We start from the raw sequence: 25,817 nt of genomic DNA, 5'->3' as shown, positions 1-25,817 counted from the left end.
CATGGCAGTGGTTCGAGCGGCGCTTTTGATCGACTTCGGGAGTACCTATACCAAGCTGCGGGCAGTCGACTTGGACCGAGCCTCGATCATCGGCTCGGGGCAAGGCCCTTCAACCGTGACCACCGATATCAACATAGGCCTAGACAAGGCACTTGCGGACCTTGAACGCCAAACAGGAAATTTACCTGATTTTGTCCATACCTTGGCCTCTTCCAGTGCTGCCGGTGGATTGGGAATGGTGACCATCGGACTGGTGCCCAAGCTTACCGCACAAGCAGCACGGCATGCCGCCTTGGGCGCGGGGGCAAAGCTTATCGGGAATTACTCCTACGAGTTGACCGATATGGATATTTCCCAAATCGAGGCACAGCGCCCCGACATGATCCTGTTGTGCGGCGGCACGGATGGCGGCAACAAGGCCATATATCTTGAGAACGCATCCCGCCTTGCGGCCTCGACGCTGGATTGTCCGATCGTTTTGGCCGGCAACCGAAGTGCCAGTGATGCTGCGCGCCAGAGCTTGCGCAGCTCGGGTAAGAACGCGGTCATTACCGAGAACGTGATGCCTGAATATCTCAAGCTCAACATCGAACCGGCGCGTGAGGTCATACGCGAAATTTTCATAAACCACATCGTGCGGGCGAAAGGGATCGACCTCGCCGCCAGCAGATTTGATGAAGTGTTGATGCCGACACCTGCGGCGGTGCTGGATGCCACACGGCTTCTGGCTGATGGCACGGATGGCACGCCGGGTATCGGACCATTGATGCTGTTGGACATCGGTGGCGCCACAACCGATGTACATAGCATCTGCGATGGCTTGCCGCCGCAATCCTCGGCACATTTCGTGGGGTTGGAAGAGCCCTATGCAAAGCGCACCGTCGAGGGCGATTTGGGCATGCGGCACACAGCATCCGACGTCGTGGCCGCTTTTGGTGGCACTGAAAAATTCGCAGCGCAAGCGGCAATGGATCCAGACGATGTTGATCGGCTCTTGGCCCGTTGCCGTGATGAGGTCGATTGGCTACCCGATAGCGCCGAGGCGCGCGCATTTGATGAAGCTCTGTCAAGGGCCGCGGTTGAGGTGGCGGTCGAGCGGCACGCCGGAACACACAGCGTAGTCCAGACCGTCCATGGGCCGGCGACGGTTCAGCGTGGCAAAGATCTGACGCAGATTGGCACCATCATTGGAACCGGCGGGGTGCTTGTACATGGCACCGGTAGCCGCGCCGCGTTGGAGGGCGCATTGTGGAGTGCCGTTCGCCCGCAATCGCTTTGTCCAAAGTCGGCTGAATTCTTTTTGGACGCAGACTATGCTCTCTACGCTGTAGGCCTTCTGGCAGCGAGAGAGCCTGAAGTCGCGCTCGCGCTAGGGCGCCAAAGTTTAAAATCTCTCTCAAAGGACCAGAGCAATGGGTAACGCAACCATCACAGACCAAGACAGCCAAATTAGACCTCTGTCCCAAGACAAAATTCCAAGAGATGAGTTTCTCAAGATGCGCGATGAGAATCTTGCACGTTGGTCCTGCGGCGGGGATGTCGACCTCGACGAGGCGGCCGCCTACCACAAAGCGATGGTTCCCGAAAAACACCATGCCCATGTCTCGCGACACGCGGTTGCCACGGGGGCTTGTTTGACCCAACCGCGCGGGGGATTCGCCACTCTTGACATGCACAAAGACCTTCTTCAGAAACTCGAGGTCGACGGCCTTGCCGATATCTTGCCCACGACCACGGACAGCTACACACGCAACGAACGCTTTGGTCAGGCCGCCGATGGCTTGACCGCCTCCGAGGCTAAGGGACGCTCGCTTCTGAATGGCTTTCCGCTGGTCAATCACGGCATTGACCGTATCCGTGAGATTGTGGATCAGGTAAACAGACCAATTATTGCACTGACCGGCACCGCGATGCCGCGAATGACCGGAGAGATCGCATATGCGGGCGGAATGACCGGGTATCTGGGATCTGGAATTGCCTATACGACGTCATACACTAAAGAGTTTTCAATAGCAGATGGCATCCGCAATTATCAGTATCTTGATCGGTTGGCTGCGCTATATCTGGAAAAAGGCGTGGAACTCCACCGGCGTCAACCAAGCTTTCTGACCGGTACCAACGTCACGCCATCCATCGGCATTATGGTTGCGGTCCTGGATGCCTTGCTGGCCGCGGAGCAGGGCGTGAAGCATTACGGGCTGGAATTGACGCAGGTCATGCACCCGATTCAGGACGCGGCCTCAATCGCCGCATGTAAAGATTTGGTGCAGGAATATCTGCATCGCGCGGGGCACAAAGATGTGTTCACGCCGGTAAGCTCGCTCCACTGGATGGGCGCTTGGCCCGCAAACCGCGCTCAGGCGTCTGCGATGGTGGTATACGGGGGCTTTATTGCAAAAGTGGGCGGCGCGCATAACGTAACCACCAAATCGACCTCCGAAGCACTGGGCATTCCAACACCCGAGTACAACGCCGAAGGGCTGGTGATGTCCCGAATGGGAATTTACCTTGCCCGCGATTTCACCTTCGAGGGTCATCCAGAATACCAGCTTGAAAAGGAGATGATCGAATTAGAGGTCCGCACCATTCTCGATAAAGTTCTTGAAATGGGGAACGGGGACGTTGCCAAGGGCGCGACTGCTGCGTTTGAAGCCGGGGTGATGGATGTCCCTTGGTCGCCGAACCGCGGTTGCCAGTCTCTCATTATGCCCGCACGCGACGACAAGGGCTACCTTCGGATTCTTGATCCAGGGAAAATGCCGTTTCCAAAAGATACGCTGCGTTATCACCGCGATCAATTGCAACAGCGCGCCGATAACAAGGGCATAACTTTCGGCCCGGATCTAGCCATCGACAGCGTCTATGAACTGTCTGAAGAAATGGCCAAGTTGATGCCATATCCCCTTGCAAGCTGATCTTTATTTGACATGACAGAGCTTGTGTCTCTTCCGGATTGGGATGCCGTCGGGTGGATCGTTTTCGGTTTCGCCTTTCTTGCCGCAGGCATTGTCAAAGGTGCAATCGGCTTTGCCATGCCGATCGTTGCGGTAGCAGGGTTGGGTCTTGTCTTGCCCCATTCGCAGGCATTAGCGCTTATACCGTTGCCCGTATTTCTGACGAATTTCATGATTTTCGTTCGTTTCAGCGACATTCGTAAAGACATTCATCCTCACATACCTGTTTTCTTGGGCGTTTTGGCTGGAACGGCTGTCGGAGGGGCGCTGGTCGGCATTCTGGAGGCAAACCTGCTTTCAGCAATTCTTGGGGTCGGGATCATTACCGCAGCAGCAATAGAACTGGCCGGAGTACGAATGGTCGTGTCGCCATCGCGTGCCCCCCTCTTTGGTGGATTGGCTGGCTTGGTGTCCGGCGCCGCAGGAGCTTTGACCACGATATTGGGGCCCCCTTTGGTCCTGTATCTGATGGCGATCAATACCCCCAAGGAACGGTACCTTGGAACCGTTGGAGTGTTGTGGCTGTTCGGTTCCTGCGTCCTGCTGATCACCTTCGTGCGTGTCGACATTCTGACGCCCGAGTTTTTCTTACCATCCCTGTTGGCCATGCTACCAGTGCAAGTCGGTCTAAGGCTGGGGCGCTGGATGGCATTGCGTCTGGGCGACGCCGCTTTCCGGCGGGTCATCATGGTCAGCTTGCTGTTGCTGGGGCTGACTTATGTTTTCAGATCTCTTGTCTGACCGAGATTGACGGTGCTGACGCACGCCGCCGTTCGCGCAAGCCAAGTATCTGACCGCCCCGGACGGCTTCGAAAATGCGGAGGCTCATCCGGATCAAGGCGGTCTCAAACCCTGCCGTGCGTCGCTTTCGTCAGAAAATTGTATTCGAAGCTACAAAAAATGATAAAAAATGGTATAGAAAGTTCCGTTTTATTAATTTATCGTAAGGGCAACGGTAACTAAGAGAAGTTTGCAATGCCCTTGATAGATACAGACGTGCACGAAGGTTTCGCCGGGATCAAAGATCTGGTGCCCTATATCAAAGCGCCTTACAAAGATTGGCTGGCACAAGGTGCGTGGCGTGGTTTTTCACAGCCTTTTGCCTATACATCTCCGGGCAATGGCAACCGTGCAGATGTTCAGAATGAAGACGGCTCGGCCTCTGTCTCGGACCCTGCGATGCTCAAACGTGACTTGCTGGATGAATACAACGTCACAAAAGCGGTGCTGACAGGCTATTTCTATCCGACCGGGCTGAAGATGCAGTATGACTTCGCCTCGGCGATGGCCTCGGCCTATAACGACATGGTTGCCGAAAAATGGCTGTCTTCCGATCCGCGCTTTGCCGGCTCGATTCAAGTCAATGCCCGTGCCCCCGAGGCCGCCGCGCGCGAGATTGACCGCATGGCGGCACATCCGCAAATGGTGCAGGTCATGTTACCCATCGTGGACGACATTGCGTATGGGCACCCATACTATAGGCCCATCTTCGCGGCGGCCGAACGCAACGATCTCGTGGTCGCCTTTCATCACACCGTTTTCGCGCAGGGGCCCTACGGTATGGGGCTGCACTACATCGAACGTCATTCCCTTATCCCCTTGGCAATCCAAGGGCAGGTGATAAGCCTTATCCTGAACGGCGTCTTCGACGAGTTCGAAAAATTGCGCTTCATCATTCTCGAGGGTGGCTTTTCTTGGCTGCCGCACACCCTTTGGCGGATGGACCGTGAATACCGGCAGGGCCGCGTTGAGGTGCCATGGATCAAGAAACTGCCCAGCCAACATGCCCATGAGCGCCTGAAACTGGCCACCCAGCCGACCGAGGACATGACAACCGATCAATTACTTAAGGTCATTGATCTGATCGGAACCGAGGATCTGTTGGTTTTTGCAACGGATTATCCGCACTTCGATTTTGACGATCCTGACGCCGCGATCCCGCGCAGCCTGCCGGACGGTCTTCGTCAGAAAATCCTGTGGAAAAACGCAGCCGACCTCTATGGCTTCGATATTCCCGATCAACACAACCGCGCAACCGCAGCAGAGTAATTGACATGGCGAAAGAACACGAAATCGCCGCTTCCGCCGACATCCGCACAGGCGAGATGACGCCGGTGCGCCTGGGTCGCTCCACGATCATTTTGACGCGTCTGTCCTGCGGCACTTTGCGCGCGGTCTCTGGCCGCTGCCCGCATATGGGCGCAAACCTCCAATTCGGGTGCATCACCGGCATGGCGCAGGGGCCGGAATACGGCAAGATCGAAATGACCCGCGAAAACGAGGTGCTGCGTTGCCCTTGGCACGGGTTCGAATTTGATCTGCGCACCGGCGATCCTGCTGTTCCTGCGCCCAAAGGGCAGGCAATGAAACTAAGACTCTATGAGGCCAAGGAACGCGATGGTCGGGTCTATGTGTCGTCATGAACAAGATTGTCGTCACAGACCGAACAGGCGAAAGCCAACGCTTCGATGCCTCTGACAAAATGCGCATCTTGCATGCCGGGTTGCTGGCCGGGGTTGGGCTTCCGCATGAATGCGGCACTGGAACCTGTGGCATGTGCAAGGCAAAGCTTGAAACAGGTGAGATTGCCGACCTCTGGCCGGAAGCCCCGGGTCGGCGGTCCTGTCGTCGGCCTGGCGAAGTGCTGCTTTGCCAGTCGGCAGCTGTAAATGATGTTTCCCTATCGCTTCGCTCGGCCTTTTCGCCGCCGCTGCGCCCGGCATGTGAACGCGTGAAGGGCCGCTTGACTTTGGAAGAGACTCTCACCGATGACGTGGCCCTTTTCCGCTGCACCCTTGAGCGCCCGCTTGTCTACGAGGCTGGGCAGTTCGCCCTTGTCGGGTTGCCCGACCTGTCAGGCCCGCGGGCATGGTCCATGATCGACTACACGCCGGGTGCGGCACATTTCGATTTTCTCTTGCGCCGGGCGCCGGGGGGCGGGGCCAGCGCAATAGTCTTCGATACAAGTGATGAACTGGATGTCGAACTCATCGCGCCTTTGGGGCAGGCAATATTCGACCCTGACGAAGGTCGGCCCTTCGTCGCTATCGCGGGCGGGTCAGGGATCGCCGGGATGTTGGCCATTCTGGCTCGTGCAGAAGCGGAGGGACCAGTCAACGCCGGCACATCTCATATCGTTTTTGGGCTACGCGACCCGGACAGCGCCTATCTGCTGGACAGATTGGATGCCGCGGTGTCTCAGATGAATGGGGCCTTGCGGGTGACTGTCGCTTTTTCCGACGCACCAGCCTCGGCCTTATTGCAGCAGGCCCATGCCAACCTGATTTTCACCGAAGGGCTCGCGCACGATGTCGCCGCTCCGATTGTCGAACAGGCGAAACACGGCGACGTAAAGCCAGTCTATTTTGTCGCCGGGCCACCGGCGATGGTTGATGCCACACTGCAACACCTGCTTACCGTACTCAATGTTGCCGCAGAGGATGTTCGATATGACAGATTTGGTTGAGCAGGATTGGGTGCCTGCCTGCGCCCGAAGCGAAATTTCAGATGGCGACAAGCTGGAGGTTGAGCTTCCGAACGGAGATTTTGTGCTCTTGCTGGGGGTGAATGGTAAGGTTATCGCCGTGTGCGCCGATTGCCCTCATCAGGACACGCCACTGGCCGAGGGCTCGCTCATCGGATCGGTGCTGACCTGCCCAGTGCATTTTTGGCAGTGGGACGTCGAATCTGGCGAAATGCTCGGGCCAGCCGAACTGCCCTTGCCAAGCTACGACGTGCGCGAGGATGCGGGGCAGGTGTTCATTCGGCCCCATTCGGTCGCGTTATAGCGGCATGCTAATCGCGGCCCTCGCGTCTCTGGTTGCCTCTCAGGCGCTCGTCGTCGCCACCACGCTTTCGATTCCGGTGCTGGCCACCGCTATCGCACCCGGCCTCGAGGTGCAGGCGGAAATTCTTGGCTTTCATACGGCTGCGGTCTTTGCCACGGCCTTTGTGTTTACGTCCAGTTCACCGAAACTGGTGTCCCGCTATGGGGCGATACGTGTCAGTCAGGGCACGCTTCTACTATCAGCCTTTGGATTGGTGGTAATCATTTTTGGCGGGATCGCCGGGCTGGTCCTGTCCGCGGCCTTTCTCGGGACGGCATATGCCCAAGGAAACACAGCCAGCGGCGCATTGCTTTCAAGGCTCGTGACGGACCAGAACCGCAACCTGGTTTTTTCGATCAAGCAGACTTCAGTGCCGCTTGGTGGAATGATCGCCGGGCTTGGATTGCCCTGGCTGTCGGGGATTGCTGGCTGGACCTTTGCTGCGGGCATATTGGCAGCGCTTGCCCTCGTTGTGGCGCTGGCCTGCGCCCCCATTCGGTCACGTCTCGATATCCTTTCGGGGCGGGGGGGCGCCACTCCACCTCGTGTCATCGCCCTCTTGAGTTCCGATCCTCAGGTTCGCTCCATGGCCTTGGTCGCGGGGTCTTACGCTTCGGTGCAGTTCGGATTGTCGGCGCTCATCGTTACTTATCTTTCCAAGTTTCAGGGCCTTACGCTGCAATCGGCGGGCATCGTGCTGAGCGCCTCGATGGCGCTCGCGGTCGCGACAAGGATCGGGCTGGGCGTGGTCGCGGATTGGGCCTCGGCGCGCGTGGTTCTGGCCATAACCGGGGCGGTAATGGCGCTTGCAGCCATGGTGCTTGTGGGTTCGCCATCAACGTCCGTGGCGGTGGCGGCGACAGTAATCATCATGACTGCAGTCTTCAGTTGGAATGGCCTTTTCCTGGCCGAGATGGCACGCATGGCCCGGCCCGAAGCGGTCAGCGCCGCAACTGCGGCCGGTATGTTGGCAGTTTTCGCGGGCGGGGCCTTGGCCCCTGCGGTTTTCGCGGCTCTCGCGTCGACCGCCCTGGGCTATGCCCCGGTCTTTGCCTTGGCGACAATTTCATCTGCCTATGGGTGTTACACGCTTGCGGCAGCAAGGTCAGTCAGGACATTCCCAAAGGCTTGAGAGATGGGCGCAAGACACAGGGCGCAAACCAGGACGACGGCCCCTCCCCAACCAGGAGCGGCATGCGTTCACGCAACCAAAGCTCGCCGCCGCAGTCTGGGTCGCCTACGGTAGACGCCGTTTAACATATCGAGAATACGACTGAATTGACAAATCCTGATCGAAGTGCGGGCCCCTTATGAGGGTGCAGTCAAAGTTTCCAAAATTCGAAAGCTGTTCAATTCAAACGCATTTCATGAAACAATCATAAAAAATGGTATACTTTATTCCATTTTATCTTGACTGACGAGTGTTTGGCTATTCACTCTGTAACCGTGAAAATTAAAACAGGGAGAAAAGCGAATGCTATATAAACACGAATGGATGAAAGGCTTTGCCGCATCATTGTTTTCGGGGCTTTGGCTGTTTACGGCGTCACCTGCCGTAGCCGAAGATACCTATCAAATGCGGATTCAGGCCGCAGTGCCGTCGGGTGCGATGTCATTTGAAATGCTCGAACGCTTTGGCGACCGTGTTGAGAGCATGTCGAATGGACGCTTGAGTGTTCGGGTGTTGGCCGCCGGGGCGGTTGTTCCCTCGTCGCGCATTCTCGAATCGGTTGATTCCGGTCTTCTGGAAGCGGGCTTTGCCTGGCCGCAGTTTTGGGCAGGGAAACACCCGGCAACAGCTTTGTTCAGCAACTCGCCGGTCTGGCCTCGGTCGGGTCTGGATGAATTATCCCATCTAGCGTGGATGTACGAAGGCGGCGGCGAGGAAATCTACGAAGAACTCTTGCAAGAGGTCATCGGCGTCGATGTCGTTTCATTCTTTGTAACTCCGTCCGGCTGGCAGCCGCTCGGGTGGTTCAATGAACCGATTGAGAACATGGAGCAGTTTCGCCAGATCAAATACCGTTCGCCTCCCGGCCTTGTCGGGCAGATTTTCCAAGAGGCTGGTGTGACGACCGTATTCCTGCCTGGGCCTGAGGTTCTTCCGGCGGCTGAGCGTGGTGTGATTGATGCCGCCGAATGGATCAACCCGGTTGAAGACTTGCCTTTCGGCTTCCATCAGGTGTTCGACAACTACTATCTGGCGTCGGTTCATCAGTTCATCGACATCGGTGAGATTATCGTTAATCAGCAATTCTGGGAAAGCCTGCCGGCAGACCTTCAAGAAATGGTAAGAACTGCAGCCCGCGCGACTATCATTGATACCTTTGTTGCCGACATCGCCCGCAATGCCGATGCTATCAGAACACTAAAAACCGAACACGGTATCAATGTGCGCCCGACCCCCCCGGATATTCATGCCGAATTGATGGCCGCTGCAGGTCGTGTGCTGGAGAAAAACTCGGGCGACAACCCTTTCTTCAAGCGCGTTGTCGAATCGCAAGAGGCATTCGCCGGCAAGACCAAAGAGTCCTGGGGCGAAATCCTCAAGATTTACGGCGATCTGTCCGAGGACTGATAGGCTGAACGCTCCCGCCCAATGGCGGATGACAAGAGTATCGAGGGCCCATGGTTTCCTTGGCCCTCGAACCGTTGTGATGACAATCACAATGAAAATCAGGGGCAGGCTGCTCCGGTGGCGGCGCATAACCCGCGTATATTCCTATCCGGCCTTCATCATAACTGACAGCTTTTGACCATCCACACCTCGTTAAGGAGCGAACATGAGCTCAGAATCGAATATCGACAGCAGCATACCACCTGATCCAGAGCAGATACCGCCCGGATGGCAGCCCGTGAGCCGTGTCATTCAGGCCATTGACGGCTTTACAGATTATATAGGGCGCTTCGTAAGCTACCTTCTGGGAGCCTTGGTATTGACCATGGTTTATGAGGTGGTCGCCCGGTACTTCTTTGGTAGCCCCACCTTCTGGGCAAACGATCTAAGCTATATGTTTTATGGTTCGATGTTCATGCTTGGCGCGGCTTACACGCTGCGCCACAACGGTCACATCAGGACTGATTTTCTGTACAACCATTTCTCGCCCAGACTTCAGGGGGTGATCGACACGATCGCATATGGCTTGTTGTTCCTGCCGGCGATTACGATTTTCCTCTGGTACGGTTGGGAAACTTTCCACACTTCCTGGCGCCTCAACGAACGTGCGATCACCAGCCCATGGGCCCCCGTGCTTTATCCGTTTCGCGCGGTTCTGCCGGTGTCCGCCTTTCTGCTGATTCTGCAGGGCATTTCCGAAACGCTTAAGAGTATTCACGCAGTGGTGTATGGGAGGTGGGCATGAGTCCCGAAGTCCTAGGTCTCTACCTGCTTGCAGGTTTGTTCGTCCTGATCCTGTTCGGGTTTCCGATTTCCTTCACTCTGATCTTTGCGGCCGTGGCTGCCGGGTATCTCGGGATCGGCATGGGCGTCTTCGAAATGATGGTCGTGCAGTTCGAAAGAACGATGGAACTTTCGACACTCGCCGCAGTCCCACTGTTCATTTTCATGGGTCTTATCCTTGAGCGTGCTGCGCTGATGGAGCGCCTGTTCGCCGCGTTCCGCATGCTCTTTGCGCCGGTTCGGGGCTCGCTTTATCTGGCGGTCATCCTCACGGCCGCGATTTTCGCCATGGCAACGGGCATCGTGGGCGCCTCGGTGACGGTGATTGGCCTGATGGCGGGCAATATGATGATCCGCAGCGGCTATGATATCCGGATGTCGGCCGGCGCGATTGCCGCCGGTGGTACACTCGGCGTTCTCATTCCGCCCAGCATCATGTTGGTCGTCCTTGGCCCGATCCTACGTGTTTCCATTCTGGAACTGTTCGCGGCTGCGGTAATCCCCGGTATCCTGCTGGCCAGCCTCTTCACCATCTATTGCCTCGTCAGGTGCTATTTCCAACCGCACCTCGGGCCGCCGTTGCCTCCCGAGGAACGGGCAGGCTCCGTAGGTGAGATCGCGAAAGAGTTCGCCCTTGGTGTTGTACCCTTGGCCGTGGTGATTTCCGCCACCTTGGGAAGTATCTTGGTCGGCCTTGCGACGCCGACAGAGGCCGCAGCAATGGGGGCGTTCGGTGCGCTGATCCTCACGATGGCGTACAGACGCATGAGTTGGGCCAACCTGCGGATCGCAATGCTCCATACGCTAAAAACTTCCAGCATGGTGCTGATCCTGATCGCTGCGGCCAACTTCTTCGGTGCGGTGTTTTCGATACTCGGAACACCCTTCCTGATCACCGATGGACTTCTGGGGCTCGGACTATCCACCCCGATGCTGTTGCTATTGCTGCTCGGCATGATGTTCCTGCTCGGCTGGTTCCTCGACTGGGCTCCGATCGTGCTAATCTTCATCCCAGTAATGTTTCCGGTCATTCAGGCAATGGACATCAACATGCTGTGGTTCGGAACGCTGGTTGCCGTCTGTCTGCAAACCGCATGGTTGTCTCCACCAGTTGCCTTGTCTGCCTACTTCCTCAAGAGCGTCATGCCGCAATGGGAATTGAGAGACATCTATATGGGCATGGTTCAGTTTCTGGTGTTGCAGTTGGCGGGTCTTCTGCTTGTTGCAAGCTTCCCGCAAATTGCTCTATGGCTGCCGAGCGTGCTCCCGGGACGTTGAAACATGACGCCGCGTCCGGTCACAGGATCGGGCGCGCGCTAACATCCAAAGGATCGGGCCAGCTTTGAAGGGGTATTCACAAAATCATGCAAAAAACGCAAACGCCGCTGGTGCCCAAAACGATCATGCAAGCCTCTCAGGCGCTGGGTGCACGGTCTATCACCTCTGTTGACCTTACCCACGCCTGTCTGGCCGCCATGAACCAAAGCGCCGCAGACCTGAATGCTATGACCCACATTCTCGCCGAACACGCCATTCAGACAGCAAAGCGGTTTGATGACGAGCTTGATAAAGGGCACTGCCGGAGTCCCTTGCACGGCATGCCGATCGTTGTCAAAGACAATATCGACGTTGCGTGGGCGCCCACGACGATCGGGTCAGCGGCCTGTCTGGACCGCATCGCTGCTAATAATGCGCAGATCATCCAGCGTCTCGAAAGCGCCGGTGCCATCATTCTGGCCAAGACGAATATGAATGAATTTGCCGCAGGCATGTGCGGACGGAACGTCCATTTTGGAGACGTGCACAACCCTTGGGGCACGAACCGGTCTGCGGGCGGCTCGTCCAGTGGCACCGGCGCCGCCGTTGCCGCGGGCCTTTGCATGGGGGGCATCGGCACCGATACTGGCGGCTCCGTCCGCATCCCGGCGGCTTGGTGTGGACTAGTGGGGCTGCGTCCCACGCAGGGCCTGTTGCCGAACGCGGGCCTGTTTCCGCGCGCGCCCAGTCTCGACACCGCCGGACCAATGGCGCGTTCGGTTTGGGATACCGCTATTCTACTAGATGCGCTGACAGGGTACTCTGCAGAGGGCATGGAGGGGCAAAGTTATGCTGCTACCCTCAACTCCGGGCTTGCGGGCTTCAAGTTGGGACATGATAGGATATTTTGGGACCGCGAAATTGCCCCCGAGGTGTCTCAAGCCATGGATTCGTCGCTGCCTCAGTTCGAGAATCTCGGCGCATCTGTGGCCCCGGTAGAGGTTCCGGCCCTGCGGTCGGAACTGGACCATTCCGAAATTGGCCGGAATGTGCTACTTTATGAATTCGGCTTGGAGATGGAACGCTTCGAACAATCGAACACGGACCTCAAAGCGCGGATTGGGCCAATTGTACAGCGCGAGCTCAAGGAATACACTAGGGTAGGCCGCGATGATTACGAGCGCTTGGCGGCGGCGCGCGACCCCTTCACCACGTCCTTGCGGCAGGTCTTCACGCAAGTTGATGCGCTGATAATGCCGGCCATGCCGACGACGGCGCTGTCGCTTGACTGCGATGACGCTGCCTTCATGCAGGGCAGGCGATTCATGCTCCCCTTCAGCTTTGCAGGTTTACCAAGCCTTGTGTTTCCCATCGGAATCGGGGGCGATGGCCTACCAATCGCGGTGCAGATCGTTGGTGATTTCTATCAGGAAGCCAAACTGTTACAAATCGCCGCCGCTTACGAGGCCGCGACACCCCTGCCGCAGGCTCCCAAGGTGTATCACTGCTCTGACGGATGAAAACCGGCTTCAAAGAACTTGTACAGGTGCCATGCGCCCCGCCTTCCACGCGCTTGCTCTCCAGCTATGAGGCGTCCAGAAGGCCGCCCATCGTAAGGGCGCTGGCCAAACTGTCCGCGATCTCTAGCAGGATCGAGTCCGTGCCGGCTACCCCGTAAAGTTGCACGCCGACGGGTAACCCCTCGACCTTGCCACAGGGAACCGCCAGCGCTGGAAAACCCAGCAACGTGCAAAGCGCCTGTTGCGCATTCGATCCTGTTCCCTCCGCAATCAAAGGGGCCACGCTATCCGCCGCAGGGGACATGACAACCGTCCCTCGAAACAGGGTTTGAGCGGTTTGGCGCAGCGCGGCGGCCGCCTTGAGCGCCGAACGATGGGCTGCGTTACTAATTTGCGACCCTTCCAGAAGAATATCCTGCAGCCGCTGGCTCAACAGCTCGCGGTAACGATGGTAATCCTCACCGTAATGCGTCCAAAGATCTTTATATAGGATCGTCTCGATAATCTCCTGACAGGCGTCAAATTCAGGCGGCAAATCTAGTTTTTGCACCTCATGCCCAAGCTTGGCAAAACCCGCCGTCGCACGGTCCATCGCCGCGCGCGTTTCCGGTTGAACCCGGTTCCGCGCAGGGCCTTCAACCCGCAGGACCTTTAGGCCGGCCAAGCGGTTCCTCGATGCATCCCGCTGGCCGGGCGTGTCGGGCCCAAATGCAGCGCCGGGTTGATAAATCATCCGGCAGGTCAGAGCCAGATCGGCGAGATTTGTCGCCATCGGTCCGATGTGATCGAGATGCTCCGACATCATCATCGTGCCCGTGGTGCTGACCGCATCTTTGGTTGGCTTCAACCCAAAGATACCGCAATAGGTTGCCGGGCGAATGATCGATCCGATGGTTTGTGACCCGATGGCAATCGGCACCAGACCCGCCGCGACCGCCGCGGCCGATCCGCTGGACGATCCCCCCGGTGAGCGGCAGGCTCCCGCTGGATTGCGGGTCGGCCCGGCTGCTCCAATTGCGTATTCGGTGGATACCGTTGTTCCAATTATCACCGCTCCGGCATCGCGCAATTTACGGACGACAACCGCGTCGCTTTGCGGAATGCGGTCCCGGTAGACCTCGCTGCCCCAACCACAACGCAGTCCCGCGACATCGATCACTTCCTTGATGGCCACGGGAACTCCGTGCAAGGGTCCTTGACTGTCCTGTCGGTCGCGCAGTCGGGCCTCGGCCAAGGCCGCGTCGGCATCGACATCGAGAAAGGCGTGAATGTCGTGGTCATGCGCTTCGATCCGGTCCAGACAATCACGCACCACGCTTTCAGCGGTGCGTTGCTTGTGTCGGATCAGCGTCACGATCTCTGTCGCGGCAGGCGGATTCTGCTTCATCCGCTTAGAACTTCACTGGATGACTTGGTCATCACAGGTGTCTCCTCGTGGTTCCGTAAGCCTACAAATCCGCGTTAATCTCCAACAGTATCTTGCCCGTGCTCTTGCGCTCTTCAAGGCATTGATGGGCCAAAGCCACATCGCCAAGCTGGAAGGTACGGGTGATATCAATTGCCAAATGATGGGCGGAAAGCATATCGAACAAATCGTTTGCGCGGCTGCCGATTTCTGGAAGATCCCTCATGTAATCAGCAAGGTTTGGTCTGGTCAGAAAAAGCGATCCCGCGTCGGCCAGTATTTGGGGGTTTATGGAAGTCACAGGCCCCGAACTCGCGCCAAAAAGAATACACGTGCCTCTGGTTTTCAATGATTGCAGCGATTGATCGAAGGTCGACTGACCAACGGACTCATATACCACATCCACTCCAAGCCCCTTTGTGTGTTCCTTGATAACCGATGGAAAATCATTTTGTTCGTAGATAATGACGTGGTCAGCCCCACGCGCCTTGGCTACCTCCGCTTTCTCGGGTGACCCGACGGTTGCAAAAACAACAGCTCCCTTTCGTTTGGCGATTTGAATAAGCAATTGCCCCACTCCGCCCGCGCCGGCATGAACTAGGCACGTGCTGGCAGCGCCAAGGGGAAACGCACTATGGGTGAGGTAATGTGCAGTGCAGCCCTGCAACATCATCGCTGCCGCTTGATCCAAAGAGATCGCGTCCGGTACGCGCACCAGTTTCCATTCAGGAACGATCGACGTCTCGGCATAGCTTCCAGGGCTCAAACAAAATGCCACCCTGTCTCCGATTGTCAGGCTCGAAACCTCGGGCCCAGTTTCTTCGACAACCCCGCTACCCTCCATTCCGAGGGTCAAAGGCAAGGCTGTCGCATAGGCGCGATTAGTCGCATACATGCCGCGCCGCATGTAAACGTCAATGAAATTCACCCCTGAATACGCCATGCTCACGCGGACTTCACCCGGTCCAGGTCGCGGCGCGTTTATATCGTGCAGCTCCAAATTGTCTCGATCTCCATAGTCATTGATTTGAACTGCGCGCATGATTTCCTCTTGGGGTTGGTCGGTTCATTTGCCGATTGAGGTCCTGATACCAGTCTCACGATCTCCTCACGAGGTCAATAAAGTGATACAAAATGTTCAATATTTTGCGTTGCTCGATCTTAATCTCCTGATTTGGCGTGACCCTCTGCACAGGATTGCAGCAGATTTTAGGGGCGTCCCTGAACTGATGCGGTGGATGGTGGTGTTATTTGTGGACGGCTCCTGATTTGCAGGAGTTTTCTTGAGCGATGTTAATCAAAGCAGGTTGCGGTCATTTGTCCGGCCTCTACGCGCGGTGCATCTGACCGCGGGCCTTGATGAAGTCCGCATGCCAGGTCCCGATCAGGCAGGCGAGCGTTGGAGCCCAGGCACCACCTCGGGGTGTCCTGACAGCGGTTCTGTTCGATCATCATCATTCACATCTGCCCTTGCAGTATCCGGCGCCGCCCTGCGGTGACGCCGGTATTCAGATTGGACCGCCGGTGCGGCGCTGTAGCTTTCTCCTCTTTTGAGTAGCGCCCATGCGGTTCGGGCGGTCTTGTTGGCTATTGCGACGGTGGCGAGCCGTGTAGGCTTTCGCTGCGCTAGATAGTTAGGCGTCCTTGCACATAGTCAGGGGGACGTGATATCATAGTTTAGATAACGGCGGGTTTTAAACCCAATGCCGAAACTGCATTCGGCGGTTCAGGACTTCAGCGGTTCGCCTGAACCCCTCCTTCCTCAGAGGAGATCGATGCCGAGGTGTAAGACGACGCCGATAGGTCCCCGCAGGGCCAGGGCGGAGTGATCCAAGCGCGGCGAGCGCAGTCAAGGATTGCGAAAGGGCCGGACACGGCGCGGTGAAGCGTCTAGACCGGAATGGCCAAAGGCCACCCCAATCGCAACCTAGACCGATGCGGAGAGCCTCAGGCTCTTCAGCTTCGGTGCCGACTGGAGGCTGCCGTGATGCAACCTGAAAACCCCAAGACCCCCACCGGGGGCGACGACTTTGAGGCGGCTACCCGCCTCGTCGACACCCGAGGCCTGCTCGTGCCATGCACGAGCGATGAAGCCGCTGAACTGCTCAATATGAGCCCCGGCACGCTGAAGAACCAGCGGTCCAAGGGCAACGGCCCTCCGGGCTGGGTAATTGTGCCTGGTGTCGGTGGCCGCTACCGGAGCAAACTTGACGTGCTCCGCTGGTGGTGGAAGCAGCACGACCTGGCATCGAATGAGCACTCTCAGCGCGGGAGGGCGTCATGAGCATTGGCGGCACCAAGAACCCGTTTGCCCAGGTCGCAAGAGGCTTCAAGCGCCTCGCCGAGATGCGTGCCGACGAAAAAGCCTTACGTGTTCGTCAGCGCAGTATGGGCATCCTGAACCCCATGAGGGGTCAGAATCTTCGGCGGACCGTGAACAACCGGAAGGTCTTCGAGAAGAGCCTGCTGGCTTCGATCCTGAGCGCTTTCGAGGGCGGCCAGTCCGACGGGACGAACGTCGGTTTCACCTACCACGAGCTGGCGGCTGATCTTGCTCTTGATCCCGCCGATCAGAGAAGCGAGCGGCAACGCTCCCTTGGCCGTCGTCGGGATACCGTCGAGCAGCTGCTGATGGCGGCAGTCGAGGACGAGCTGAAGGCGCGGAGAATGATCCCATGAGCAGCAACACAATGGACAATGCGATCCAGGCCGCGCTGTTTGCCGACCTAGACGCTCGGAAACTTCTGCGGCTGGATCAGATCAAGCACGCTGATCCTCACCTCTACGATCTGTTCATCGCGGCTGGTGAAGATGCTGACGAAGTCTTGGCAGACAGCGAGGTCGACTTCTTCAACGGCGACATTATGGACAGCGCCGTCGAGCACTTCTCCCGCAAGCAAGGACAGGGCGAGGCGAGTGATCGCGATGCCTCCTGGCTCTACGCGCTTGCCTGCGCCGAACGGATAGTTCGGCAGCAATCTCGTGAGCTGGAAGACCATATCATTGACCCGACCAAGGCGTTCCCTACGCGAAGACGAACACATCGAAGACGCTATTATGCGCTGCCGCTGGACGATCGATACCTCCACCTGGCGCAGGCTGCGCGGAGACGGTGGTGGGAGGTTTGGATAGGTTCCCCTGAGGCGGCGCTGCTGGTCCTTATGGATCAGCGAGAGAGGGATGCGATCTAATGAGCACCACATACAAGAACCGCCAGTCGCCGATCCGCGTAGACATGCAGAAGCGCGGCTACGCCTGGGTTCCGAACAACGGCAAGCGCACTAGGGGAGACGATTGGCCCGATCAGGCGCTGAAGCGGTTAAACAACAAGTCCTTCGGCAGCGTCGAGTGGTGGGACGAGGCCATCGTCGAGGACAAGGAGACGGGCACCCCCCGCCACCTAGAGAATCCGTCGACCGGCCTGCTGATCCAGGGTGACCTCGTTGCTCTGGACGTTGACATCGACAACCACGACGCAGTTGAAAAACTATTTGATCTGGCCTGCTTGATCTTCGGAGACGCTTGGCAAAACGACGTTCTGATACGCTACCGTAAAGGCAGCGAAAAGGAATGCTGGCTCTTTCGCGTCGCGCCGCCGGAGAAAGGTGACATCGTGTTCACCAGCGATGGAAAGGTCGTCGGCCCCAAGTACTGGCCTCCAGGCACTCCCGAGGAGTTTGCGGAGGGTGATCGTCCAAGGAAGGACGGAGGTTGGGTCAGTGATGTGCCGACGGCGCAAATCCACACCATCGAGATCTTCCGGGGCGGAAAATGTCAGATCGGGACGCATGGTTGGCACACTGTCCCTGACCCCGACAGGGGTGTCGACGGTATCGAGTATGAATGGCTAGACGGCAAGTCGCCCGCTAACGTCTACCGCGAGGACGTTCCCGAGGTCACGCACGCCCAGCTCCACGAGTTCTACGCGAGCTACGGCGGCGTCCTCGAGCAGACAGGCTGGGTCAGGGATCTCCGCTCCCAGAACAACGCATCTGGACGCGCAACGTATGTTTACGATCTAGACCCCGAGGCCACGCTCTACACTGGTACGAGGGGCGCGCCGGAGGCGATTGATCAGGATGCGCTCGAAACCGGCGATAGCGTGCGAATGCGGGAGATCATAGGCGAGGGGGATAACCCTGAGCGAGGACATTGCTACCGCAAGAAGAACGGCGCTCTGGGCGTCTTTGATTACGAGTTGTCCCTCTGGCACTATCCGCGGAGCGAGGACCCTGAGTTGAACCGCGTGCGAGCCGAAAAGCTGGGTGCGATGCTCCAGGACCTGCACCCATGCCGGGAAAGTGGAGGAAAACTAGACGAGGGCGATGACAAGAAAGCCACCGAAACTGAGGACGACGTCTTCAGCCGGATCGTGGCACGGGTCGCCGAGATACTGGACCGCGAAGGCGTCACGCCGTCGGTCGAGGGCGAGGAACTGGAGGAGATAATTGAGGCCTACGCCGACGCGACCTGGAACTGGGCGGCGGCGGAGGACGACCAGGTTGAGGCGCGTTCGATGCTGTTGTCGCTGCGCTACCTTTATGTCCACTTCGCGGGCGGGGCGCGGGCAGGCAGCGAATGGATCAGCCTGATCCCCGGCACCTGGAAGTCGCTGGGGGCGAACCAGTTCAAAAAGCGGTATCGCAACAAGGTGGTGGTCGATACTGGCAAGAAGGACCAGGACGGCAATCCAAAGACCGCCAAGGTGAAGGTCACCGACATCTTCGCGGAAAGCGACCTGCCGGTCGAGATCGAAGGCGTACAGTTCCTTCCCGGCACGCCCTTCACAGTGGGTGAAAACGCGTACGGTCGTCTGGTGCAGAACACCTACACGACGCCTGAGACGGGAACAGTGCGGCCTGAACTGGTGCAGCTCTGGAAGGACTTCTGCGAATGGATCTTCGACCGCGAAGACGAGCTTGCCATTTGGCACGAGTGCTTCGCTTTCAAATTCCAGCACATCTCGGCGCGGGGGGTGACGCATATCCTAGTTGCGAACGGCGTCGAAGGCGTGGGCCGCAACACGATGGTCGAGGACATGCTCTTCGACGCCTTGGGTCGCGTCAACTGCGGTCTGATCGACGAGGACATCCTGCAAAGCCAGTTCAACGACTGGCGGCTGGACACGCTCCTGCACTTCGCGCCGGAGATGAAGACCTTGCCCAGGGCGTCTCGCGATAAGTTGAAGAGCGTCTGCGACGTGAAGCCGACGATCATCAAGGCCAACGTGAAGTATGGCGTGCCACGCGAAGAGGAAGCGGGGGGAACGATGGTCATCGCGACTAACGAAGGCGACGTGCTGCCGCTCGACATGAGGACCGACAATCGGCGCTTCAACATCTACGACAACGGCAGGAAAGGACCGCTGCGAAAAAACCCCGATCTAGAAACGCGGGTGAACGCGGTACGGAACGGCGTCGACAAGGTAGGGGTGATCCCCGACATGGCGGCTAGCATTCGCCACTACTACGAGGTGGTTTGGGCCGAGGAGAACGACAGGCAGCCGCGCTACGAAGTCTTCATGCAGGGGACAGACACCGTTGCGAAGGTCAAGATGGGCGACGCGACCAAAAAACCGACCGACCGCTACATCGAGGAGGTTCTGGAGCAGATCGAGGAGACCGGCGCAACCTACGTCGAGGTCGGTGCGGTTGTGGCTGACGCCCAACGACTGGCCCGAGGAGATGACGCCCACGACGCGGTCAGAATGATGGCCGAAGAGTTGAAAAAGACGACCTCAGGCGGGAACGGGTTCACCGGCTGGGTGCGTGTCATCAGCGCCGAGGGTGGCGATCGGCTGAAGGTTGAAGGGAACCGTAAAAAGGCCGTTCTGGCTAAAGGTCAGGACGCCGCGGACGCCTTCGTCTTGATGTCGCATACCGAGCGTTCCGAGGTGCTCGCTTGCAGCGGTAAAGCAGAGCGGCTTGCCCGCACGGCGGAGGCCCTGAAAGGTGTGAAAGACGCGGCATGAAGGGTGTCATGGGGTCTTCGGAAAGGTGTCAGGGGTGTCAGGGGTCTGAGGCGATTTTCGGTCGTGGTCGGGGCGGGGTACCTGCGTACTGCTGTTTCGAAGCGAGCAAGATTGTCCAGATCGGGCGGATTTTGAGTGGTGGCGGGGGGAGGGTGCTGACACCCCTGACACCGAGGTACCCGGAAAAAGACTTACTTTTCAAGGCGGTGGGCTGGATAGGTGACGTGGTGTCAGGGTGTCATGGGTGTCTCAAAAGAAGAAGATTAGATATAATTTGTCATATATGCATACCTATGTTTGAAGTGTGTTGGTATAGTTTTTGGAGGGGGGTGACACCCGACACCCCTCACACCCCCGCCTTGGGGGACGTTGCGTGAAGCGCATCCAGGTACCCTCCAACTACCAACCCGCGACCAGGCTGGAACGCCGTACGAGCACCCCCGACATGCTCGTGCACAACCGACGTCTGGGTTGGCTCCTCGCACTCGCGGACAGGCACGCCCTCCTACCGAGGGCCGAAGCCAAACGCCAGGCGCGGATCGAATTGGCCATGCTTCTGCTGCCTGACTTCTTCCCGACCGCCGATCTGGCGTCATCGTACGTCGCCGATCTCGGGGACCTGGACGTCGCCCTGGGCCTGTTGCCCAACGACGGCTGTCACGTCACCGCGAAGCTGCCCAGCGGCTCCGACATTGATCTGGTGACGACCAATCCCGAAATTTTATCCGTTTTGGGCCTTACTGTGCCACAGACTGTGCCTCACTTAAAAAATGAGAAGTAACCTGTTGTGATCGTTAGTGGCTTCATATTACCGAAAATCATAAAACAGGACGATATGCTTCATCGTACTCCCCTGTACCAAGTATAGTCGACGCACAAACCTTGACCCTGTTGGAGACAAGAATGAGCTCGATCAAACGACCTGACCCGCGTTTCTCTCACCCCGGAGAAGCACACCCCGGCGCGAAGTACACAACCGCCGCCGTCGCTAAGGCGAAGAGGATGCTGATCGAGGCTGAGACCGAGGTAACCATCGCCAGACGTGCGCTGAACAAGATTGTCGAGGCCACGGGGATCGCCAGGCCTTCACTGCTGAGGATCGCCTACGGTTCTGCCTGGACGCACGCACAACGTGAACCCATCGAAGGAGAGAGCCAATGATCCAGAAACTTCTCGATACCACGCTGCTCCAGACCCTGCTGGACGTGAATGGCGAAGGCCGTATCGTCTGGCGGCTCACGAAGCGCCCGGCTGAAGTCCCGGCCCTTTTCGCCGATCACAGTGCCGTCTGCATCGGCCCGTTGGTCGTTCACGTTGACGATGTGAGACATGTACTGCTTGCTGGAGGAGATTGGCCCGAGGTGGCGCACGAGCGCGAGGAAATCCACCTGCGCCGTGGTCACTTCGATCAGAGCTGGGTTCGTTACCACCGCGAGCTGGCGCGACAGGCGCTTGTAGCGGCGCAGGAGGCCGAGGTCGCCCGATGAGTAAGAAGCCCAGCGCCAAGGCTCAGAATGCCGCTGACCGCGCAGCCATCCGTGCGGCGGGGCCGGTGGCGTTCCTGATCGACGCCATGCAGGGCAAGCCTGCACCGCGCCGCGACGCAGTAGGAAGAATAATCGCCTGGGAAGACCCATTGGACTACGACAAGCGCGTCGCTGTCGCACAGGGATTGGCCAAGAAAATTCTGCCCGACCTTTCCGCTCAGCAGATCGACCTGACAAGCGGCGGTGAGGGCGGCATCAAGATCATTCTGAGCGATGGAGTTTTTCCCCCAGCCTCGGTCGACGACGCGACGGTGATTGAGCACCAAGAAGAACAGATTGAGGATCGTGCCGGTGTTGGCGCTTTTCAAATTGCGCACCAGGAGGGCGTCACCTTTCCGCCCGATGAAGACCCCGTGCACGATCCCATAACCAATCGCGAACACGAGAACGACCAGCCGCTGGCCGACGAACCTCACGTCCGCACGAAGCGGCGCAGAAAGGCCGACGCATGACTGACACCATCACGCTTAACTATACGCCCCGTGCCTGCTTCCAGGAGGCGCATCGAGTGATCTCGCTCAGGTCGACCAGGGAGATGCACATTGGTGCCTCTCGCCGACTGGGTAAGACCGTCTTCGCCAGCGCCGTCGCGGTCATGCGGGCGATCACGCGTACTTCTGATGTCGCCTTCGTGGCGCCGTCCCTCACGCAGGCACTGAACGTCGGCTGGAACAATGTGCTCGACCGCATCCGCCATCTGCCTGGGGTCGAGATCAAGAAGGGCGAGGCGCTGATCCGTCTGCCTGCCGCAGATGGGGGCACCTCCACGATCCGCTTCTTCGCCGGTGTCGACGACGGCTCAGCGTCAGGTGTTCGTGGATACGGCTTCGACCTGGTGATTGTTGACGAGGTCGCGTCCATAGGCGCGGACGTCTACGTCAACTCGATCTTGCCGACACTCACCGGGCGAACCGATCCGCAGCTCATCACCATAGGCACCTTTCGGGGCGTCGACCTGATGTACCAACTACATGAGGACGCTGACCCTTCGCAGGGCGCCCACAGCATCATCCTCCCGGCATCGACCAGTGGCGTGCATGACCCCGCTGAACTGGCCGCCATCGCCAAGAAGATGGGCGGCTGGGGCAGCTCCGGCTTCCAGCGCGAGTACGAGGCCAACCGCTACGTCACAGATGACCAAGCATTTATTGATCAGGCTTACGTCCGCGAGGCGCAGGCACGCACCCTGTCGGAGCGCACGCGCCGGGAGTATCGTGATGCCTACCCGATCATCGTATCCTGCGACCCCGCACCGACTAGTGACCGGACCATCATCGTCGTACGATGCGGCCCCGCCGTTCTGGATTATGCCAAGTTGCAGGGACCGACTGTTAACGAAGTCGCCTATAGGCTGCTTGCCATGTGCCGGGAACACGATGCTGACGCGCTCTTTATCGACCGTGGCGCAGGCGGGCAGGGACCTGCGATCATCGACATCTGCACCAACCTGGGCCTTTTGGTCCACGGCGTCGACTTCGGTGGACGAGCCAGCGATCCCGAGGCCTTCGCGAACGTCAGGGCGGAGATCATTAACCGCGTGAAGGATTGGGTGGAGCGGCCCGATGCCGTTCTTCCACCCGGCGAGGACATCCTCCGCGAAATGTCCGTCGTACGATACGAGGTGAACGCCTCGAACCGGCTCCAGATCGAAGGCAAGAAGTCGATCCGCAAACGCCTGAAGATGTCGACCGATTTCCTGGACGCCCTTGCCGCCGGGTTCGCCGCAAGCGTCACCCCGCGCAGCTTCTATGACCGCAACAACAGCGTGATGGTCGAGCCGCGCGCACCGGACGGGAGCCGCTACAGCAGCGACTTCGACGGCCTGCGGCAGCGCCGCCGGAACTTTCTGGTCATGGACGAAATCTATGAGCCTTACGATGACTGAGTTCACGATGACGGCCCTGGATGCCCTGCACAACCTCGATCTCCAAGGCTTATTGACCGAGCGCCTGACCGAGGCGCTCGGCCCCGACGGCAGCATCGTTTACCGACACAGTCGTGATCTCCGGCGCAAGTCGGTCGTTGATCAGGATGACGTTGAGATGGAGGCCGTCTGTCACATTTGCTACGATGATGGCCGATGAGCACCGCCCCTGCACCTGCGACGCCACCTACTCCCGCGCCCGCGACCCAACCGGTGCGCGACATCACCCCTGGCGATGCCATGATCCTGGGCACCATGCCCACAACCAAAACCCGAGACGAATGACCGCCAAGCTACTGAACCTGTTTGTAGGTCATGCAGCGGCCGGATACATAACCACGCTTGGCCGCCATGACCCAAAGCATCAGGATATTAATCTCACGATACTCCTCCCCGTTGTGGCGGGTCGGCAGGGCAATGCCGGACGCGCTGCCGGTCCTGCGCCATGCGGGCGTGCCTGCCTCTAAAGGCCCGTTGAGCCCCGGTACTGACGCAATCACCAACAAAAAAACCACAACCAGAAAGTGAATTGTTTTTATGCTACCCCGTAATTTGGATAGTAAACGCGAGAGATTATGCATAAATTGTCCGCTATAATCTCGAGCAGTCAGGGGCAAAACTTTTGAATCAGAACCACGATAAACTTGTCGGCCTAATTTGGAATATCGCCAACAAACTCCGCGGCCCTTACCGCCCCCCACAGTATCGTCGTGTCATGCTGCCCATGACCGTGTTACGCCGCATGGATCTTGTTCTTGCGCCGAACAAAGACAAAGTGCTCGCCCAGTATGAAAAGCTGCAAGCGCAGGGCCACAGCGAAGACGCGATCCACAAAATCCTCGGCAAGACCGCAACCGATGACCGAGAGCAACCGCTCTACAACGTCAGCAAGTATGACTTTGAAAAACTTCTTGGTGATCCGAACAACATCGCGCGCAATCTGGTCACGTACATCGAAGGCTTCTCCCCCAAGGCCAAAGACATCTTCTCAAAATTCGGCTTTGATGCCGAGATCGAGAAGCTCGACAACGCCAACCGTCTGTTCATGGTGATCCAAGAGTTCGCCAAGCCCGAAGTTGACCTGCACCCCGACCGCGTCAGCAACCTGCAGATGGGCTACGTCTTTGAAGAGCTAGTACGCAAGTTCAACGAACAAGCCAACGAAGAGGCCGGAGACCACTTTACCCCGCGCGAGGTCATCCGCCTAATGGCACACCTCATGTATACCGAGGATGAAGACGTCTACACGCCCGGCATCGCACGCACGATCTATGACCCAACCTGCGGGACCGGCGGCATGCTCTCGGTATCCGAGGAATACATCCGCGAGCAGAACCCCCAGGCCAACCTGATCCTCTACGGCCAAGAATACAACGCTGAGTCCTATGCGATCTGCTGTTCCGACCTGCTCATCAAGGATGAACCGATCGACAACATCCACTTCGGTGACACGTTGGGCGACGGAAAATCTGAGGACGGTCACCCGGACAAGAAATTCCACTACATGCTGGCCAACCCGCCCTTTGGCGTCGAATGGAAATCCCAGCAATCTATCGTACAGAAAGAGGCCGACGCGCTTGGCTTCTCGGGTCGCTTTGGCGCGGGTACGCCGCGTATCAATGACGGCGCGCTTCTGTTCCTCCAGACCATGATCAGCAAGATGCGACCCAGCCCCGAGATCGGCGGCGACGGCTCCAAGATTGCTATCGTCTTCAATGGCTCGCCCCTCTTCACAGGTGACGCTGGCTCAGGCGAAAGCAATATCCGCCGGTGGATCATTGAAAACGACTGGCTCGACGCGATCATCGCGCTGCCGGACCAGATGTTCTACAACACTGGGATTTTCACCTACATCTGGATTGTCTCGAACCGCAAACGCCCAGAACGGCGTGGCAAAGTGCAACTGATCGATGTGTACGTCGTCAGATAATTTGGGACGCTTGAGCGGTTTTCGGATTGGAGGCTCTGGCCCATCCTTGATTGAGATTATGCGGTTTCAGTTTCGTGGCGCA

Annotated in this window: 26 protein-coding genes; 23 read left to right on the top strand and 3 right to left on the bottom strand. The window is 58.1% G+C overall.

The window, feature by feature from the left end:
- Window position 1 precedes the first annotated feature (1 nt).
- From glmL to N5A93_RS13800, 12 genes are all read left to right on the top strand, one after another.
- Window positions 2-1,420, top strand: a complete 1,419-nt coding sequence (glmL, locus tag N5A93_RS13855; protein ID WP_268955699.1) for a methylaspartate mutase accessory protein GlmL — start codon at window positions 2-4, stop codon at window positions 1,418-1,420.
- On the top strand, window positions 1,413-2,915 hold the full coding sequence (locus N5A93_RS13850) for a methylaspartate mutase subunit E (RefSeq protein WP_268955698.1): 1,503 nt from the start codon (window positions 1,413-1,415) through the stop codon (window positions 2,913-2,915). The genes glmL and N5A93_RS13850 overlap by 8 nt, the downstream gene beginning before the upstream one ends.
- 12 nt (window positions 2,916-2,927) lie before the next feature.
- Window positions 2,928-3,695: a sulfite exporter TauE/SafE family protein gene (locus tag N5A93_RS13845; protein WP_268955697.1), complete on the top strand. Its 768-nt coding sequence runs from the start codon at window positions 2,928-2,930 to the stop codon at window positions 3,693-3,695.
- A gap of 240 nt (window positions 3,696-3,935) precedes the next feature.
- Window positions 3,936-5,003, top strand: a complete 1,068-nt coding sequence (locus N5A93_RS13840) for an amidohydrolase family protein (protein ID WP_268955696.1) — start codon at window positions 3,936-3,938, stop codon at window positions 5,001-5,003.
- Between the two features lie 5 nt (window positions 5,004-5,008).
- Window positions 5,009-5,377 carry a Rieske (2Fe-2S) protein gene (locus tag N5A93_RS13835; RefSeq protein ID WP_268955695.1) on the top strand — a complete coding sequence of 123 codons (369 nt, stop codon included), beginning with the start codon at window positions 5,009-5,011 and terminating at the stop codon, window positions 5,375-5,377.
- Window positions 5,374-6,420: a 2Fe-2S iron-sulfur cluster binding domain-containing protein gene (locus tag N5A93_RS13830; protein ID WP_268955694.1), complete on the top strand. Its 1,047-nt coding sequence runs from the start codon at window positions 5,374-5,376 to the stop codon at window positions 6,418-6,420. Before N5A93_RS13835 ends, N5A93_RS13830 begins: the two co-directional genes overlap by 4 nt.
- On the top strand, window positions 6,395-6,742 hold the full coding sequence (locus N5A93_RS13825) for a Rieske 2Fe-2S domain-containing protein (protein ID WP_268955693.1): 348 nt from the start codon (window positions 6,395-6,397) through the stop codon (window positions 6,740-6,742). Before N5A93_RS13830 ends, N5A93_RS13825 begins: the two co-directional genes overlap by 26 nt.
- A 4-nt stretch (window positions 6,743-6,746) precedes the next feature.
- On the top strand, window positions 6,747-7,913 hold the full coding sequence (locus N5A93_RS13820) for an MFS transporter (RefSeq protein ID WP_268955692.1): 1,167 nt from the start codon (window positions 6,747-6,749) through the stop codon (window positions 7,911-7,913).
- Between the two features lie 342 nt (window positions 7,914-8,255).
- Complete coding sequence (locus tag N5A93_RS13815) at window positions 8,256-9,359, top strand: TRAP transporter substrate-binding protein (protein ID WP_268955691.1); 1,104 nt, start codon at window positions 8,256-8,258, stop codon at window positions 9,357-9,359.
- A 205-nt stretch (window positions 9,360-9,564) separates the two neighbouring features.
- Window positions 9,565-10,143, top strand: coding sequence for a TRAP transporter small permease subunit (locus N5A93_RS13810; protein WP_268955690.1), 579 nt, complete (start codon window positions 9,565-9,567; stop codon window positions 10,141-10,143).
- The gene (locus tag N5A93_RS13805) at window positions 10,140-11,459 is read left to right on the top strand and encodes a TRAP transporter large permease (protein WP_268955689.1); all 1,320 of its coding nucleotides are present in this window, start codon (window positions 10,140-10,142) and stop codon (window positions 11,457-11,459) included. Before N5A93_RS13810 ends, N5A93_RS13805 begins: the two co-directional genes overlap by 4 nt.
- Before the next feature lie 86 nt (window positions 11,460-11,545).
- Window positions 11,546-12,958, top strand: a complete 1,413-nt coding sequence (locus tag N5A93_RS13800; protein ID WP_268955688.1) for an amidase — start codon at window positions 11,546-11,548, stop codon at window positions 12,956-12,958.
- A 64-nt stretch (window positions 12,959-13,022) separates the two neighbouring features.
- On the opposite strand, the gene N5A93_RS13795 is transcribed toward N5A93_RS13800, so the two are convergent.
- Together N5A93_RS13795 and N5A93_RS13790 are read right to left on the bottom strand one after the other, a co-directional pair.
- A complete protein-coding gene (locus N5A93_RS13795) occupies window positions 13,023-14,345 on the bottom strand; it encodes an amidase (protein WP_268955687.1) in 1,323 nt (440 codons plus the stop codon).
- Between the two features lie 61 nt (window positions 14,346-14,406).
- Window positions 14,407-15,405: a quinone oxidoreductase family protein gene (locus N5A93_RS13790; protein ID WP_268955686.1), complete on the bottom strand. Its 999-nt coding sequence runs from the start codon at window positions 15,403-15,405 to the stop codon at window positions 14,407-14,409.
- A 945-nt stretch (window positions 15,406-16,350) separates the two neighbouring features.
- Between N5A93_RS13790 and N5A93_RS13780 the strand changes: the two genes are divergently transcribed.
- The 10 genes from N5A93_RS13780 to N5A93_RS13735 all read left to right on the top strand — a co-directional run bounded on the left by N5A93_RS13780 (window position 16,351) and on the right by N5A93_RS13735 (window position 23,965).
- The gene (locus N5A93_RS13780; protein ID WP_268955685.1) at window positions 16,351-16,647 is read left to right on the top strand and encodes a helix-turn-helix domain-containing protein; all 297 of its coding nucleotides are present in this window, start codon (window positions 16,351-16,353) and stop codon (window positions 16,645-16,647) included.
- Window positions 16,644-17,042: a hypothetical protein gene (locus N5A93_RS13775; RefSeq protein ID WP_268955684.1), complete on the top strand. Its 399-nt coding sequence runs from the start codon at window positions 16,644-16,646 to the stop codon at window positions 17,040-17,042. Before N5A93_RS13780 ends, N5A93_RS13775 begins: the two co-directional genes overlap by 4 nt.
- Window positions 17,039-17,554 carry a hypothetical protein gene (locus tag N5A93_RS13770; protein ID WP_268955683.1) on the top strand — a complete coding sequence of 172 codons (516 nt, stop codon included), beginning with the start codon at window positions 17,039-17,041 and terminating at the stop codon, window positions 17,552-17,554. Before N5A93_RS13775 ends, N5A93_RS13770 begins: the two co-directional genes overlap by 4 nt.
- A complete protein-coding gene (locus N5A93_RS13765) occupies window positions 17,554-20,334 on the top strand; it encodes a primase-helicase family protein (protein WP_268955682.1) in 2,781 nt (926 codons plus the stop codon). The genes N5A93_RS13770 and N5A93_RS13765 overlap by 1 nt, the downstream gene beginning before the upstream one ends.
- A gap of 373 nt (window positions 20,335-20,707) precedes the next feature.
- Window positions 20,708-21,115, top strand: coding sequence for a hypothetical protein (locus N5A93_RS13760; protein WP_268955681.1), 408 nt, complete (start codon window positions 20,708-20,710; stop codon window positions 21,113-21,115).
- A 122-nt stretch (window positions 21,116-21,237) separates the two neighbouring features.
- On the top strand, window positions 21,238-21,495 hold the full coding sequence (locus N5A93_RS13755; protein ID WP_268955680.1) for a hypothetical protein: 258 nt from the start codon (window positions 21,238-21,240) through the stop codon (window positions 21,493-21,495).
- Window positions 21,492-21,821, top strand: coding sequence for a hypothetical protein (locus tag N5A93_RS13750; protein ID WP_268955679.1), 330 nt, complete (start codon window positions 21,492-21,494; stop codon window positions 21,819-21,821). The genes N5A93_RS13755 and N5A93_RS13750 overlap by 4 nt, the downstream gene beginning before the upstream one ends.
- The gene (locus tag N5A93_RS13745; protein ID WP_268955678.1) at window positions 21,818-22,333 is read left to right on the top strand and encodes a hypothetical protein; all 516 of its coding nucleotides are present in this window, start codon (window positions 21,818-21,820) and stop codon (window positions 22,331-22,333) included. Before N5A93_RS13750 ends, N5A93_RS13745 begins: the two co-directional genes overlap by 4 nt.
- Complete coding sequence (locus tag N5A93_RS13740; protein ID WP_268955677.1) at window positions 22,330-23,766, top strand: terminase large subunit domain-containing protein; 1,437 nt, start codon at window positions 22,330-22,332, stop codon at window positions 23,764-23,766. Before N5A93_RS13745 ends, N5A93_RS13740 begins: the two co-directional genes overlap by 4 nt.
- Window positions 23,759-23,965: a hypothetical protein gene (locus N5A93_RS13735; RefSeq protein ID WP_268955676.1), complete on the top strand. Its 207-nt coding sequence runs from the start codon at window positions 23,759-23,761 to the stop codon at window positions 23,963-23,965. The genes N5A93_RS13740 and N5A93_RS13735 overlap by 8 nt, the downstream gene beginning before the upstream one ends.
- A gap of 133 nt (window positions 23,966-24,098) precedes the next feature.
- Here N5A93_RS13735 and N5A93_RS13730 read toward each other — a convergent pair whose 3' ends face one another.
- On the bottom strand, window positions 24,099-24,386 hold the full coding sequence (locus N5A93_RS13730) for an ArdC-like ssDNA-binding domain-containing protein (RefSeq protein ID WP_268955675.1): 288 nt from the start codon (window positions 24,384-24,386) through the stop codon (window positions 24,099-24,101).
- A 41-nt stretch (window positions 24,387-24,427) separates the two neighbouring features.
- Here N5A93_RS13730 and N5A93_RS13725 point away from each other — a divergent pair, with 41 nt between their 5' ends.
- Window positions 24,428-25,735, top strand: a complete 1,308-nt coding sequence (locus tag N5A93_RS13725) for a type I restriction-modification system subunit M (RefSeq protein ID WP_268955674.1) — start codon at window positions 24,428-24,430, stop codon at window positions 25,733-25,735.
- Window positions 25,736-25,817: the final 82 nt, after the last annotated feature.

Origin of the sequence: Roseovarius salincola (genome assembly GCF_026891095.1) — a bacterium.
Lineage (GTDB): Bacteria > Pseudomonadota > Alphaproteobacteria > Rhodobacterales > Rhodobacteraceae > Roseovarius > Roseovarius salincola.
The sequence above is the reverse complement of the archived record's forward strand: the minus strand, read 5'-3'. Positions and strand labels throughout refer to the sequence as shown.